Origin of the sequence: Kamptonema animale CS-326, from assembly GCF_028330895.1 — a bacterium.
Lineage (GTDB): Bacteria > Cyanobacteriota > Cyanobacteriia > Cyanobacteriales > Microcoleaceae > Kamptonema > Kamptonema formosum.
The window spans coordinates 1-12,460 of the sequence record NZ_JAQMUA010000331.1 but is presented as its reverse complement, the minus strand read 5'-3'; the positions used below and the strand labels follow the sequence as shown (position 1 = coordinate 12,460).

The following is a 12,460-nucleotide window of genomic DNA, read 5'->3' as shown; positions in this document are numbered from 1 at the left end:
GTCAGCCACCGTTTGAAATTTATCAAGATATTCCTCAAACATGAATCCCGTAAACAAACAATGGTGCCAAATTCCTAATTCCCAAGCTTGATGTTTTAAGTGTTCCGTATGACCGCCACCAATAATTATAAACTTGGTATTGCCTCCCGTTGCCAATAGTACCATCGGAGCGGCATTCAGTAATACCGAAATACCCTTTTCGTAGGTCATTCGACCAACATAGTAAACTATTTTTTCGTGATCGTGAGCAAATTTACGTCGGAAGTTTAAAGCGTCAAAATCGCTCCAGCGAGGTTTTTTCTCAGCACGAATGCCGTTGTAAATAACTTCTATTTTATTCCAAGGAGTAGCTAATACCCGTTCCACTTCCCGTCGCATATATTCGCTACAGACAATTACCCGCCAAGCATTATAGGCTAAGTCATTTTCCTTACCGCTGATGTAGCGGTGTTCGTTGGCATGAAGACCGTTATGCCGTCCATATTCCGTTGCGTGTATAGTCGTAATCAGCGGTACTTTAAAAGTGTGTTTTAGGGCGATCGCAGCATCTCCCACTAGCCAATCATGAGCGTGAATTAGATTGAAAGGCCCTTCTTCGAGCATCAGTTTCCCGCCATGATGTCCCATGCTTTCGTTCATGTTGACAACCCAGTGGAAAAAATCATGAGCTGGCCATACTGGTACTCGATGCACCCGTACTCCTTCCACCACCTCGTACATGGGCGCTTGACCAAACTCTACGGTAATCAAGTGAACTTCATGCCCTAACTTGACTAACTCAGGATACAATTCCGCTACATGACGAGCTATCCCACCCACAATTCGGGGCGGAAACTCCCATGCCAATACCAAAATCTTCATCTGTTCCACTCCTAGAAGTTTATATATCTTAAACTTTAGTGATTATTGACTCCATTATATAGTTATTAAACGTTAACATCGTTATCTAGAAGGGCAGAACAATTTAGTTATCTAGAATAGCAGAAGGCAAAGGAGGAAATAATTATTGAGTCTGCTTTTCATTTATTGGTATTTTTGATTTAATTATCTCCTCTTATTTCGGTCACACCCTCAACTTTTATGGGTGGGTTTTCTTGGTGGTAAGAATCAATTTCAGTTGGTTTTATTTACAGCCTATTGTGGCTTCTCAACTCCGAACTCATCAATATTCCAGCATGGTCTGATGCTGCGATCGCACGATCTGTGCTTACCTTCTTACCAGTTGTTACCCCCTGCGATCGCAATTATGCCTCGCTTCAAAACCCGCTGGATGTAGTTAATTATTCAAAATACCATCGTCACACTCTCTCCGATCCTCCCCATCCTCACATCTTCTGCATCTTCCCCATCCGCTGCTCCCCAGCCCCCAGCCACTCTTGCCAAAACCTGAAGTTATGTGATCTTAGCTGCTGCTAAGGAGTAAATTTTATCCTAACTTAGTAAGTAAAGAAAAGCTCCGCTTCCAAATAACAGGGTAAAAGTAAAAATGCTTTGCTGGAACTTGAGACAACCAAACAGCACTCCCGTCGGTGAAGAGAACTCAGCTTGCCAACAGGAAGCCATATTGCCAGCCATCTTCAAACACAGCTCCGAGGGCATTTTTATAGTAGAGCCAATTCAAGGAGAATTCCATTTCGTCTGTGCTAACCACATCTACTTACAAATGTACGCGATCGCAGACATCGACGTAACCTCCAAATCAATCAGCGAGTGCTTACCAGATGCGATCGCCCGTAACACCGAGCAAAACCTCACTACCTGCCTCCAACAACAGCAATCCCGTTCTTACCAACAGCCACTAGAAACAGAAACAGGCTCTCAGCTAGTGCTGATCGACCTCTCCCCCATCTTCGTCGCCGGGAAAATTACCAAAATACTCGGCATTTGCCACGACATCACCGAGCGACAAAGGAACAGAGCTGTAGCCCACCTCTTGCAAACCATCACCTTAAGTGTAGCCGAAGCTCAAGACTTCGATTCAGCTCTCACCATTGCCCTACAAAAAATCTGCCAAGTCACAAACTGGAATTACGCCGAAGCTTGGGTTCCCAGTGCCGATCCCGCCTTCATAGAATGTACCCCCGCCTACTACAGCACTTCTCAAAATTTAGACTCATTCCGTAGCATCAGAAAACAACAGAAATTTTCCGCCAGTAGTAACTTAGGGCAAATCTGGTCGCTGCAACCGCTCAAATGGATGCCCGCCGACTTACCGCAACCCGTTGATAGCCTCCTTGACCCAGATATCGCCGCCATTGCAGGTTTTCAAGCCGGACTAAGCATTCCCATCCTTGCCAGCGGCAAACTGATCGCGGTACTTGTTTTTTTCATGTTTGAACCCCGTTTAGAAAATAAACAAATTTCCCTACTTTCGGCTGTTGGCGTACAGTTGGGAGTGGTCATTCATCATAAGAAATACCGCAATATCTTTGAAAACGCCGTTGCTGGTATCTACCAAACATCCGCCGAAGGGCGCTATCAAACCGTCAACCCTATGCTTGCCCGCATTTACGGCTACAAATCCCCTGACGAACTGATGACGGGCATTACGGACATCGGCCGGCAACTTTATGTTAACCCCAACCGCCGCGATGAGTTCAAACGCTTGCTCCAGAAGCAAGATGTCATTTCTGGTTTTGAGTCTCAAGTTTATCGCCAAGATGGTACTACCATCTGGATTTCTGAGAGTGCTCGCGCCATCAGGGACGAGAGGGGTCAGATTGCTGGTTACGAAGGCACTGTAGAAGATATTACTAAGCGTAAGGAAACGGAAGCAGAACTTCACAAGCAAGAAACCTTGCTGCAAGGTGTGGCGACTGCTATGCACCATTTATTGACAGACGCAGATCATAAAGCGGCGATTATTAAAGCGCTAGGGACTTTAGGGGTGGTGACAGGTGTCGATCGCGTCTATATTTATGAGACTCACCCCCACCCAGAGACGGAAGAAGCGGCCTTGAGTTTGCGGTTTGAATGGGTGATGGCATCGATCGAGCCTAGCATTAACCCGCCCGATCGCCAGAATTTAACTCCCAATAGCTTTGGCCTGACACAGTGGCAAAGCATTTTAGAAGCGACTCATGCGATTACAGATTTTATTGACTCTTTCCCAAAGGAAGAGCGGGAAGTCTTAGAGCGAGAGGGTTTGCTGTCACGGCTGATCGTGCCGATTCGAGTTGAGAGGCAACTTTGGGGCTATTTGGGGTTTGACGATGGTAATGATTCCCACCGCCGTTGGTCGGAGGGTGAAATTTCAATTTTAATGGTGATTGGGGAAAGTATTGGCGGGGCGCTTCAGCGACAGAAGATGGAGGAAATGATCCGCCATGAAGCGCTACACGATCGCCTGACAGGTTTGCCCAATCGTACTCTTTTGGGGGAAAAATTGAATTTAGCTTTGCAGAATGCTCACCGTAGGGGCAGCCTGTTTGCTTTGATGTTTTTGGATTTAGACCATTTTAAGATTGTTAATGATACTTTGGGACACGCGATTGGCGATCGCCTGTTGCAGGCTGTAGTAAAGCGGCTGAGTAGCTGTCTGCGGGAAGGGGATACTATTGCTAGGTGGGGTGGGGACGAGTTTATCATTTTATTGCCCAATATTTCTCGTGCTAAAGATGCGGCGGCGATCGCGCAGAGAATTTTGGAAGTTTTGCAGGGTGAATTTGATTTGGAAGGAAATAAAGTTGCGATCGGTTCTAGTATCGGCATTGCTATCTATCCAGAGGATGGCGATGATAGCGATATTTTGATGAAGAAGGCCGATGGTGCTTTGTACCGTGCGAAGGAAGATGGTCGCAATAATTTTAGATTTTAGAAGGGGAGAACTCATTAATAGTTTATAATATTAAACTAGAATCTTGTAAACCTTAATTCAAGTAACATGAGTATCACCCAAAACTCTGAAACAAAGCTGATGGAAAAAATACGTAGTTTGCCACCCGATAAAATTACGGTATTAGAAGATTTTATCGACTTCCTATTGACGCGAAGTGAAGATCGTCTTCTCATTTATACGGGAAATAAACTCTCAGAACCAGCTTTTGCTAAAATTTGGGATAACCCAGAGGATGCGGAGTATGACGAGTTATAATTTTGGTGATGTGGTTTTAGTTCCATTTCCATTTACAGATCAAACTACGAATAAAAAACGTCCAGCAGTTGTTATTAGTTCTGAGATTTATAATGCAGAATATCCCGATCGCATTCTTATGGGTATAACAAGTCAAGTTAGCAGTAGCCAGAAAGTGGGCGATCTCATCATAACAGAGTGGCGATCGGCAGGTCTTCTAAAGTCTTCGATGATTAAGCCAGTTATTACGACTATTGAAAAACAACTTATTATCAAGAAACTGGGAAGGCTTCAAGATATAGATATCCAATCTCTTAGGGAGGGTTTAACCAGAATTATAGGGGATACGTGAGAGATGTCAAACAATTGGCAAATGTTAAATTTAGATCGAAAATAAAAGCGATCGCGCTTCTTTGGGAAGAGCGATCGCGGTTACTTCATTATTCATAAAATCGCTGAATCATTGCATCGCGCTCGCCAGACAGATTTGTGACATGATGAACCCAACCTGGCCGTATTTCATAACATTCGCCAGAAACACAAATTTTGCGATACCACCAGCCAATTTTAGGATTTTGCATCGCTAGTTCAAGTTCACCTTCCAAAACCATCATGTATTCTGTCGAGGCATGGACGTGATTATCGAGGGTTTGGGAGGGCGAAACGTTGACGATTTCACCACTATCAATCGCTGTTTTCTCTAAGATTGGTAACGATTTCATAATATTTTCCTCCATGAAAATTACAATTTGACTACAAGCAAGGTAATATTGTTGATAGCCAGCACAAGAACTGACTCGCCGGGAAGGAGAGGGGTTTGGCAATCGGGCTGATAGAGTTCTGCTGGCCAATAACTGCCCCTTGCTTTAACTCTGCCGGGTTGGTTAGGCCCAATCGCCTCGTCTACAATTCCTCTCTCTGGTTCTTCTAACATTTGAAATTTGGGTTTGCGACGGTTGAAAAACATGGGTAAATTTGATTAGTGTTATTGGCAACTGAGATTTGCTTCCCACATTTCCAATATCCCAGATACAAATTGGCTTGGCGGCTCAGTTGGGTTCATTTTTTTAGCTCACTAAATAGCTCACTGCTTCTCTTACTGAACCAAAGCGATCTAAAATCGGATGAGAACACCGTAGGGGTAATGGCGAACAATGATTGATTCTCTGAAGGCATCAGAACAGGGGCTAAAAATCGTTGACGAAGCTAGACTCAGGAAACGCTGGCAGAAAACTGCTTCAATATGGGTAAAAAATGCCAAAACCTCAGAAGCTACACTAAAGCGGTTTTGGGCAAGATGTGCCATTGAGCGATCTACCTTTATGGCAATTTGTGAGGCTGTAGGTGTTAACTGGGAAGAAGTTGCTGAACTCAGCGAAATTCAGGAAACAGATTTACCTTTGGTGTCCCCTGTAAAGGAAAATCCTTCAGCGCTAAACCTAAATTTTATCGGCCGTGAAAATGCGATCGCACACCTCAACACCCGCATCAACCAAGGCGCAAAAGTTATCCTCATCCAAGCACCAGGAGGCGTGGGAAAGACAACACTAGCCCAGGAATATCTCAAGTCTCAGGGTTTTGACTTAATACTGGAATTGCTAATGGCAAAGGAGAAAGAAAATATTACCCTGGTTGAAAGCGTGATTGAAGAATGGCTAAAGCGCGACTTTCAGGAAGAACCTGGCCGCGAGTTTGGAGTTACACTTGGGAGACTGAAACGCCAACTTCAGACGCGCCGAGTAGGGATATTAATTGATAATTTGGAACCCGCGCTAGATGGACAAGGCAGATTTATTGAACCCCATCGCCGCTATGTGGAATTGTTGCGAGTTTTGGCTGACTCTTCGGTACAGTCAGTAACCTTGATTACCAGTCGCGAACCTTTGGCAGAATGCGTAGGTGTCACTAATTACTCATTACCTAGTCTTGATGAAAAAGCGTGGCAAGATTTTTTTAGCCGCGATATTGAGATAGATGAGATAACTCTAAAAGAAATGCACAAAGCTTATGGCGGTAATGCCTTGGCGATGAATATTTTATGCGATCCCATACAGAGAGATGGAGGGATGGTAGACTATTGGCAAGAACATAAAGTCGAAGCTGGTTTATTAGTGGAGTTGGCTGTAGAAAACCTTGTCAAAGAGCAGTTTAATCGTCTCGAAAAAACTTCTCCCGAAGCCTATCGACTCCTCTGCCGTTTGGGATGTTATCGCTATCAGGATGTGCCGACTGTTCCCACTGAGGGGTTATTGTGCTTACTGTGGGATGTGCCAGAATCACAGCGCAGACGGGTGATTGATTCTTTGCGAAGTCGATCTTTAGTAGAGTGTTTCAAAGGAGAATATTGGTTGCATCCAGTGATTCGGGCAGAGGCGATAAGTAGGTTAAGGGAAAGTGAAGATTGGAAGATTACTAACCAGACAGCAGCAGAATTTTGGACAGAGAGTGTTAAGACTGTGGAGACTATAGCAGATGCTAAGAAAGCATTAGAAGCTTATTATCACTATTTTGAAATTAAGGAATTTGATTTGGCAGGGAGAGTTTTCGTAATTAGGAGGTCTAACAAATGGACAAAAAACTATATAGGAGAGTATTTTAGTGGAAGCTTATACAGGTTCGGTTTGTTGCAACAGACTATTTCAGAGTTCAACCAAATAATTGATAAAATATTTCTGGATATTAATACTGCTGATTTACTAATTGAACTTTATCTATCGATAGGGGACATCCACTACGCGAAAGGTGAACCTAATCGGGGAATAGATTATCATAAAAAAACTCAGCAAATCGTATCTAACTTTTTAGAAAATACATATAAAAAGGAAGAAGACTTAGAATCTTTCTTAAAAAAAACGTATGTAGTTTCTTTTGTGAACATTGGATATGGCTATATATCTATTGGGGAAATAGAGACAGCAAAAAAATTTTTTGAAGGCTGCTATTTTGCTACTCAAAATACAGAATTTCATTATCATTCAGTAGATGCCTGCTATTTTTTAGCTTTCTGTAATTCATGTTTGAGCTTAAATCAAGAAGCACATAATTTGGCTGAAAAAGCCTATCGTGAACTTTCAATAACTGAGTGGCAGCCTTGGAGTCATGGGTGGGCATTAATATTTTTAGGCTTAACCTATAAAAATTTAAGGGAAATTCCCAAAGCCTTTGAAATGTTTCAAAGAGCTATCAAATTTGCTGAAGACAGCTACTATATTCAGATTAAGGGACAAGCTTGCAGTGGTCTAGCAGAACTCTATCGCATACAGGGAGAATTTGAAACAGCCCTTTTAAATCACTCAGAATCAATCCAACTTCTCGAAAAAATCGGCGCTAAATGTGACTTAGCTGAAGCTTACTATCAATTAGGCTTAACTTATCAAACAATAGGAAATACTGCTGATAGTCAAGAAAACTTTAACAAAGCAATTCAACTATTCACCGAAATGGAAGCCCCCAGACAAGTTGAAAAAGTGCAACAGGCGGCAGGCAAACTGATATAATAGGGAATCAACCGGAAATGATTTTACTCCTCACCCAAACTCGAAACCCTCGCAACAGAGTAGTCTCCCCTACAGTTTTACTCTCCTGCAAAAATCTCCCCATTTCAGCCACAGATAAAAATGAAAAAACTCGACTAAACTCACAAGCTACATACTCTTCATCTTGAAACTGAAAAAATTGTAAAACCCGCCCGTTATACCTCCAAATTTCCGGTACACCCAATGCAGAATAAATATCAAAACTATCAAGAGAACTGCTAGTAATATCTATTTCTATTACCAAATCAGGCGGCGGATCATTCCTCAAATCTATTTTACTTTTACCTCTGACTAATCTCTCATTTTGGATGTAAAAACTGGAATCAGGCTCAGCACCGCGCCCTAATTCTTGACGCTTAAAAGTAGTAGAACCTGCTCTAGCAATCTCTATATTCAACTCTTCTACTATAATACCAATGAGAGCCGTAAGCACTTCTTTAGGTTTTTCATGCTCATACAAAGGTGTCATAATTTCCAAAGTACCCCGATTGTAAGTCAGGCGTGAGGAACGGTGTTCCCCAAGATCGCTAAGCAAGCTTTCAAAAGTTTGCCAGCTAATATTTCTAAGCAAAGTTCTCTGTTCAGCAGGAGTTGAGGTACTAATCATTACAAGCTCCTAAATTTTAGTATTTGAATGCCGATAAATTGAGCTATTAATTATTCCCCCTTCCCCTTCTTCAAAAACTCCCGCAATCGCAACAAACTAACAGTTTGCCCCACACTCAAAGGCATCACCGACACCCCCTCTAACCGCGACTGTACCCAACCATCCCCCCAATACCACTCGTGAAACCCATCAATCCCTTGACTCAATAACAACCGCAAACAATTAGACTCCGCAATCTCTACCTTGTGCTCCAAAGCCACCGGGCCAACCCAACTCGTAAACGCCAAACCTTTGTATAATTGTTCCGGCATTCCACTACTAAATTGTTGCGGCCACAGCCACTCTTGCAATTGACTCGGACGTAACAAACTATCCCGAATCTCACTCTCCGAAGCATTAACCTCAATCCGCAAGTGACTTTGTTGATAATTACCAAACATAGCGATTAAATATTTTAGATTGTAGAACGGGACAACTTATCAACTCTAACCCATAAAAAGCGATCGCCTCTATAGTAACGTTCTCAACATTTATATAACTACTGACTATTTAAAAGTATTTGTAACCGTTTTTGTTGAATTTGTCGATGGTCTTCGTCTAATTTGGCAATAACTTCTTCTAATTTCCAACCTAATTCTTCCATTTCCAAGCGACTACGACGTAAATTGGCCAGGAGTTGTCGATCGACATTTCGGGGCGGCATATATCCTTGTTGGTTTATCATAATCTCCACTCAATCTTAATTTCTTCAATGCTGCGTTCCCATGCGGGAAGTCTAGCCTGGGTATAAGCAATAACTTCTGTTACTAACCTTAGCATATCAGAAGTTGCTGTGGGTACTGCATGAGCCAAGCGTCGTTGCAATATGGAAAACTGGGAAAACCGCTCATCGGCTTGCTGTGCTACATTGTTTAGCTGATCTAAATAGTCAATTGTTCTGTCGGTTTCTCCAAATTGCTCAAAGAGAGTATATTCGGCTTCTGTAGCATCTTCAATAATATGCAATAGTTGCCGTTTTAGGCTCCAAATGGTTTCGGCAATTTCTATGGGCAGTTTTGCCATGTCTAGTTGTGTGAAATTACGCTATAGATTTTAGGCGAAGTAGAACGCCGCTAGAATAAAGAAAGTGGAAGTTGTTAAGAAATGTAAGGTTCATGGCCGATCAATTAATTCGCGCTACAGCCGCAGAGGGCGGAATTCGGGCTGTAGGCGTAATCACCACCCGCCTCACGGAAGAAGCTAGACGGCGACACCAACTCTCCTACGTCGCCACCGCCGCCCTCGGCCGCACTATGTCAGCAGGGCTGCTATTGGCCTCTAATATGAAAACACAGCAATCCAGAGTCAATATTCGCATTAGAGGGGATGGCCCCTTGGGCGGGTTGATGGTTGATGCTGGCACAGATGGAACCGTGCGCGGCTATGTAGATAACCCCAAAATCGAACTTCCGCCCAATGCGCTTGGTAAACTTGATGTCGGCGGCGCAATCGGTGAAGGCTACCTCTACGTCGTGCGAGATGTCGGCTATGGCTACCCTTACTCCAGTACCGTAGAACTGGTTTCTGGGGAAATTGGCGACGACATCAGCCATTACCTGGCCACATCGGAACAAACGCCTTCAGCTTTAGTTTTGGGAGTATTTGTTGGTGCTGAAGGCGTACAAGCTTCTGGCGGCCTCATGTTACAAATTATGCCCAAAGCTGCTACTGATGATGAGTTGGTGGAAAAGCTGGAATCTAGAGTAGCTTCACTATCCGGTTTTACGCCTCTATTACGCTCTGGTAAGACATTAGAGCAGATGTTTGAGGAACTACTCGGAGATATGGGTCTGGAAATCTTGCCAGAGGTTCAGATGCTACGCTTTCACTGTGGCTGTTCCTTCGATCGCGTTTTAGGAGCCTTAAAAATGTTAGGCGAAGCCGAACTTCAAGACATGATTGAAAAGGATGATGGTGCAGAAGCGACTTGTCACTTCTGCGGCGAGGTTTACAAAGCCAGCAGCGATCATCTAGCCGAACTGATCGATGATTTGCAAGCACAAGCCCAATCTTAAACAGTTAACGGTTAACTGTTAACGGTTAACTGTTAACAGTTAACAGTTAACAAATTTGGATTTTTGGGAGTTGGGGAGTACGATAGCAACCATTGCAGTATGTGAAACAGTCAAAGCTGCTAGATTGCTTTTTGTGGTGGTGATTATGAGTGAAGAGCGGGAAATATCGGGCCTATGGTCAGTCTCAGAGCCGTTAGAAGCAAGGGAAGATTCTCAACCCGAAGGGGCTCAGCCAGGGCGAGTGAGCCGCGCAGAGCGACGAAAAGCCTTGGCTCTGCGCTTGGCAACTGAGGAAGAACCAGAACCGCCACAACCCAAACCCCCCTCTCTTGGGCCCAAGTTCTGGCAAAATTGGCGGCGATGGCCGACGAAATGGCCGTTTTGGGTGGCGATAATTGTAGCGCTTCCCGGCGGGGTAGCTTTTATCGCGATCGCATCTCTGTTCCGCCTTGCGGCTCAACCAAATTGCCTGAGCATTTTTTGGCCAACGGCTTCAGCTTCGGATCGCCTCTATTGCGCTGAGGTGACGGCCCAGAAACAGACAGTGGAGGACTTGCTGGCGGCGATTGACTTGGTTAATGCTCTACCCAAGGATCACCCCCTGCGGACTGCAATTAATCGTCAGATTGAAAACTGGTCGGAAGATATTCTCAAGTTAGGCGATGCTGCTTTCCAAGCGGGTAATCTGGGAGAAGCGATCGCGATCGCTCGTAAAGTCCCTAGCGATGTTCCCGCTTACCCGCAAGTGGAAAAGCAAATCCAGCAATGGCAGTTAATTTGGGATGATGCAGAAAAAATCTATCAAGCCGCAGAAGATTATCTTCGCAAGGAAGACTGGAATCAAGCGTTTCGACAAGCAACTCTGCTGCTGGATATCGGCAATACTTACTGGGAAACTGCTAGATACGAGGAAATTACTAAGGCAATTCAGACTTCCCGTGCAGATGGTAACAAGTTGGCAAAAGCTCGAAGTACGGCGGAGGCTGGAGGGGTAGACAATCTTTTTGCAGCAATTCAGTTAGCTGGTGCGATCGCTCCTGAAAGCTACATCTACCAGGCTGCTCAAAAGGCGATCGCGGAATTTGGCAAAAAGATTATGGAATTAGCAGAAGCGCAGTTGAAAACCGGACAATGGCAAGGCGCGATCGACATTGTGAATAAAATTCCTGAAAGCGCCAATTTAAAAGAAGAAGTCAAAGATTTTAGACAGTTAGCTAGCGCTGCTTCTCAGACTCAAGGAGGGACGATCGCGGGTTTGGAGAATGCGATCAAAGCTGCTAAAAAGATTAAATCTAACCGCCCACTTTACAATAACGCCCAAGAGTTTATTAGCAATTGGCAACAAGAAATAGCGGATGTGAAAACCCTAGAAGCCGCACGCCAAGTAGCTGCAAAGGGAGGCGCGAACGATCTCAAGGTGGCGATCGCGCAATTACAGACAATTCCTGCGGGAAATCCGCGAGGGCCAGAAGCGCAGAAGGAAATCGCAACCTGGACTCGCCAAGTTGAGTTAATGGAGGACACTCCAATTCTAGAAAGGGCCGACCAAATCGCGACTCTGGGGGATGCTAATTCTCTGGAAGCTGCCATTGTTGAAGCCAGGAAAATTGGCGTTGGGCGGGCGCTCTACCAGCAAGCTCAGGATAAAATTAAAACTTGGGGAGATCAAAGCCAGCAGTTTCGAGATCGGCCTTATTTAGATCAGGCGCAGCAGTTAGCTAATGATGGTAATTTGTTAGCTGCGATCGCGGCGGCTAGCAAGATTCAACCGGGACGGACACTCTACGATGAAGCGCGATCGAATATCCGCAACTGGGAATCTCAGTTACAGGCAAAGGATGGTTTGCAAAATGCTCGTCAGGCGGCTGAACCTGGGACTGCTGATGCTTTGGAAACGGCGATTTTGCTAGCCAATCAGGTACCGGAGTCTAGCGGGTTGCGATCGGAAGCTGACGAGGCGATTAATGATTGGAGTCAGAGAATTTTCGCGATCGCCCAGGAACAATCTGCATCCGATTTGCCGAGTGCGATCGCGATTCTGAGGAAAATTCCCTCCGGTACTCGCATTTATGAAGAGGCGCGATCGCAAATTGAAGTTTGGCAAGAGTCTCTGAATTCTCCTCCTGTAGAATCCGAACCTCCTATTGAGAAGAGCAATAAGCAACCTAAATTTCCCGAACAGGGGCTAGGG

14 protein-coding genes are annotated in these 12,460 nt (G+C 44.5%); 7 read left to right on the top strand and 7 right to left on the bottom strand.

Translation table 11 applies throughout. The features are described from left to right. Positions 1–861, bottom strand: an 861-nt coding sequence (locus tag PN499_RS19430) for a glycosyltransferase family 4 protein (RefSeq protein WP_272033749.1), incomplete at its 3' end; no start/stop codon positions are given. A 256-nt stretch (positions 862–1,117) separates the two neighbouring features. Here PN499_RS19430 and PN499_RS19425 point away from each other — a divergent pair. The 4 genes from PN499_RS19425 to PN499_RS19410 all read left to right on the top strand — a co-directional run bounded on the left by PN499_RS19425 (position 1,118) and on the right by PN499_RS19410 (position 4,424). Next, entirely contained in the window at positions 1,118–1,276 is a 159-nt protein-coding gene (locus PN499_RS19425) for a hypothetical protein (protein ID WP_272033748.1), read from the top strand. A 210-nt stretch (positions 1,277–1,486) separates the two neighbouring features. Next, entirely contained in the window at positions 1,487–3,817 is a 2,331-nt protein-coding gene (locus PN499_RS19420) for a diguanylate cyclase domain-containing protein (RefSeq protein WP_272033747.1), read from the top strand. Positions 3,818–3,916: 99 nt separating this feature from the next. Continuing rightward, entirely contained in the window at positions 3,917–4,093 is a 177-nt protein-coding gene (locus PN499_RS19415; RefSeq protein ID WP_272033746.1) for a toxin-antitoxin system, antitoxin component, Xre family protein, read from the top strand. Continuing rightward, positions 4,080–4,424 (top strand): type II toxin-antitoxin system PemK/MazF family toxin, encoded by a 345-nt coding sequence (locus tag PN499_RS19410; protein WP_272033745.1) that lies wholly within the window; start codon positions 4,080–4,082, stop codon positions 4,422–4,424. Before PN499_RS19415 ends, PN499_RS19410 begins: the two co-directional genes overlap by 14 nt. A gap of 88 nt (positions 4,425–4,512) precedes the next feature. Here the strand turns inward: PN499_RS19410 and PN499_RS19405 are convergent, their stop codons facing one another. Both PN499_RS19405 and PN499_RS19400 read right to left on the bottom strand, forming a co-directional pair. Continuing rightward, entirely contained in the window at positions 4,513–4,794 is a 282-nt protein-coding gene (locus PN499_RS19405) for a cupin domain-containing protein (protein WP_272033744.1), read from the bottom strand. 20 nt (positions 4,795–4,814) lie between these two features. Next, positions 4,815–5,039, bottom strand: coding sequence for an NfeD family protein (locus PN499_RS19400; RefSeq protein ID WP_272033743.1), 225 nt, complete (start codon positions 5,037–5,039; stop codon positions 4,815–4,817). Positions 5,040–5,226: 187 nt separating this feature from the next. Between PN499_RS19400 and PN499_RS19395 the strand changes: the two genes are divergently transcribed. After that, a complete protein-coding gene (locus tag PN499_RS19395) occupies positions 5,227–7,569 on the top strand; it encodes a tetratricopeptide repeat protein (protein WP_272033742.1) in 2,343 nt (780 codons plus the stop codon). A gap of 7 nt (positions 7,570–7,576) precedes the next feature. On the opposite strand, the gene PN499_RS19390 is transcribed toward PN499_RS19395, so the two are convergent. The 4 genes from PN499_RS19390 to PN499_RS19375 all read right to left on the bottom strand — a co-directional run bounded on the left by PN499_RS19390 (position 7,577) and on the right by PN499_RS19375 (position 9,277). After that, complete coding sequence (locus PN499_RS19390; protein ID WP_272033741.1) at positions 7,577–8,215, bottom strand: Uma2 family endonuclease; 639 nt, start codon at positions 8,213–8,215, stop codon at positions 7,577–7,579. Between the two features lie 50 nt (positions 8,216–8,265). Continuing rightward, entirely contained in the window at positions 8,266–8,655 is a 390-nt protein-coding gene (locus PN499_RS19385) for a hypothetical protein (protein WP_272033740.1), read from the bottom strand. Between the two features lie 98 nt (positions 8,656–8,753). Next, positions 8,754–8,939, bottom strand: a complete 186-nt coding sequence (locus tag PN499_RS19380; protein ID WP_272033739.1) for a hypothetical protein — start codon at positions 8,937–8,939, stop codon at positions 8,754–8,756. After that, complete coding sequence (locus PN499_RS19375) at positions 8,936–9,277, bottom strand: hypothetical protein (RefSeq protein ID WP_272033738.1); 342 nt, start codon at positions 9,275–9,277, stop codon at positions 8,936–8,938. Before PN499_RS19375 ends, PN499_RS19380 begins: the two co-directional genes overlap by 4 nt. A gap of 92 nt (positions 9,278–9,369) precedes the next feature. Here PN499_RS19375 and hslO point away from each other — a divergent pair, with 92 nt between their 5' ends. Beyond that, complete coding sequence (gene hslO, locus PN499_RS19370; protein ID WP_007356907.1) at positions 9,370–10,269, top strand: Hsp33 family molecular chaperone HslO; 900 nt, start codon at positions 9,370–9,372, stop codon at positions 10,267–10,269. 55 nt (positions 10,270–10,324) lie between these two features. Further along, positions 10,325–12,460 (top strand): hypothetical protein (locus PN499_RS19365; protein ID WP_272033737.1); only part of this gene is annotated, 2,136 nt, incomplete at its 3' end.

Coding starts and splice junctions, on each gene's coding strand:
- PN499_RS19405 (WP_272033744.1), bottom strand. CDS start 4,794: ATGAAATCGTTACCAATCTTAGAGAAAACAGCGATTGATAGTGGTGAA.
- PN499_RS19395 (WP_272033742.1), top strand. CDS start 5,227: ATGATTGATTCTCTGAAGGCATCAGAACAGGGGCTAAAAATCGTTGAC.
- PN499_RS19415 (WP_272033746.1), top strand. CDS start 3,917: ATGGAAAAAATACGTAGTTTGCCACCCGATAAAATTACGGTATTAGAA.
- PN499_RS19400 (WP_272033743.1), bottom strand. CDS start 5,039: ATGTTTTTCAACCGTCGCAAACCCAAATTTCAAATGTTAGAAGAACCA.
- PN499_RS19380 (WP_272033739.1), bottom strand. CDS start 8,939: ATGATAAACCAACAAGGATATATGCCGCCCCGAAATGTCGATCGACAA.
- PN499_RS19390 (WP_272033741.1), bottom strand. CDS start 8,215: ATGATTAGTACCTCAACTCCTGCTGAACAGAGAACTTTGCTTAGAAAT.
- PN499_RS19385 (WP_272033740.1), bottom strand. CDS start 8,655: ATGTTTGGTAATTATCAACAAAGTCACTTGCGGATTGAGGTTAATGCT.
- hslO (WP_007356907.1), top strand. CDS start 9,370: ATGGCCGATCAATTAATTCGCGCTACAGCCGCAGAGGGCGGAATTCGG.
- PN499_RS19375 (WP_272033738.1), bottom strand. CDS start 9,277: ATGGCAAAACTGCCCATAGAAATTGCCGAAACCATTTGGAGCCTAAAA.
- PN499_RS19420 (WP_272033747.1), top strand. CDS start 1,487: ATGCTTTGCTGGAACTTGAGACAACCAAACAGCACTCCCGTCGGTGAA.
- PN499_RS19410 (WP_272033745.1), top strand. CDS start 4,080: ATGACGAGTTATAATTTTGGTGATGTGGTTTTAGTTCCATTTCCATTT.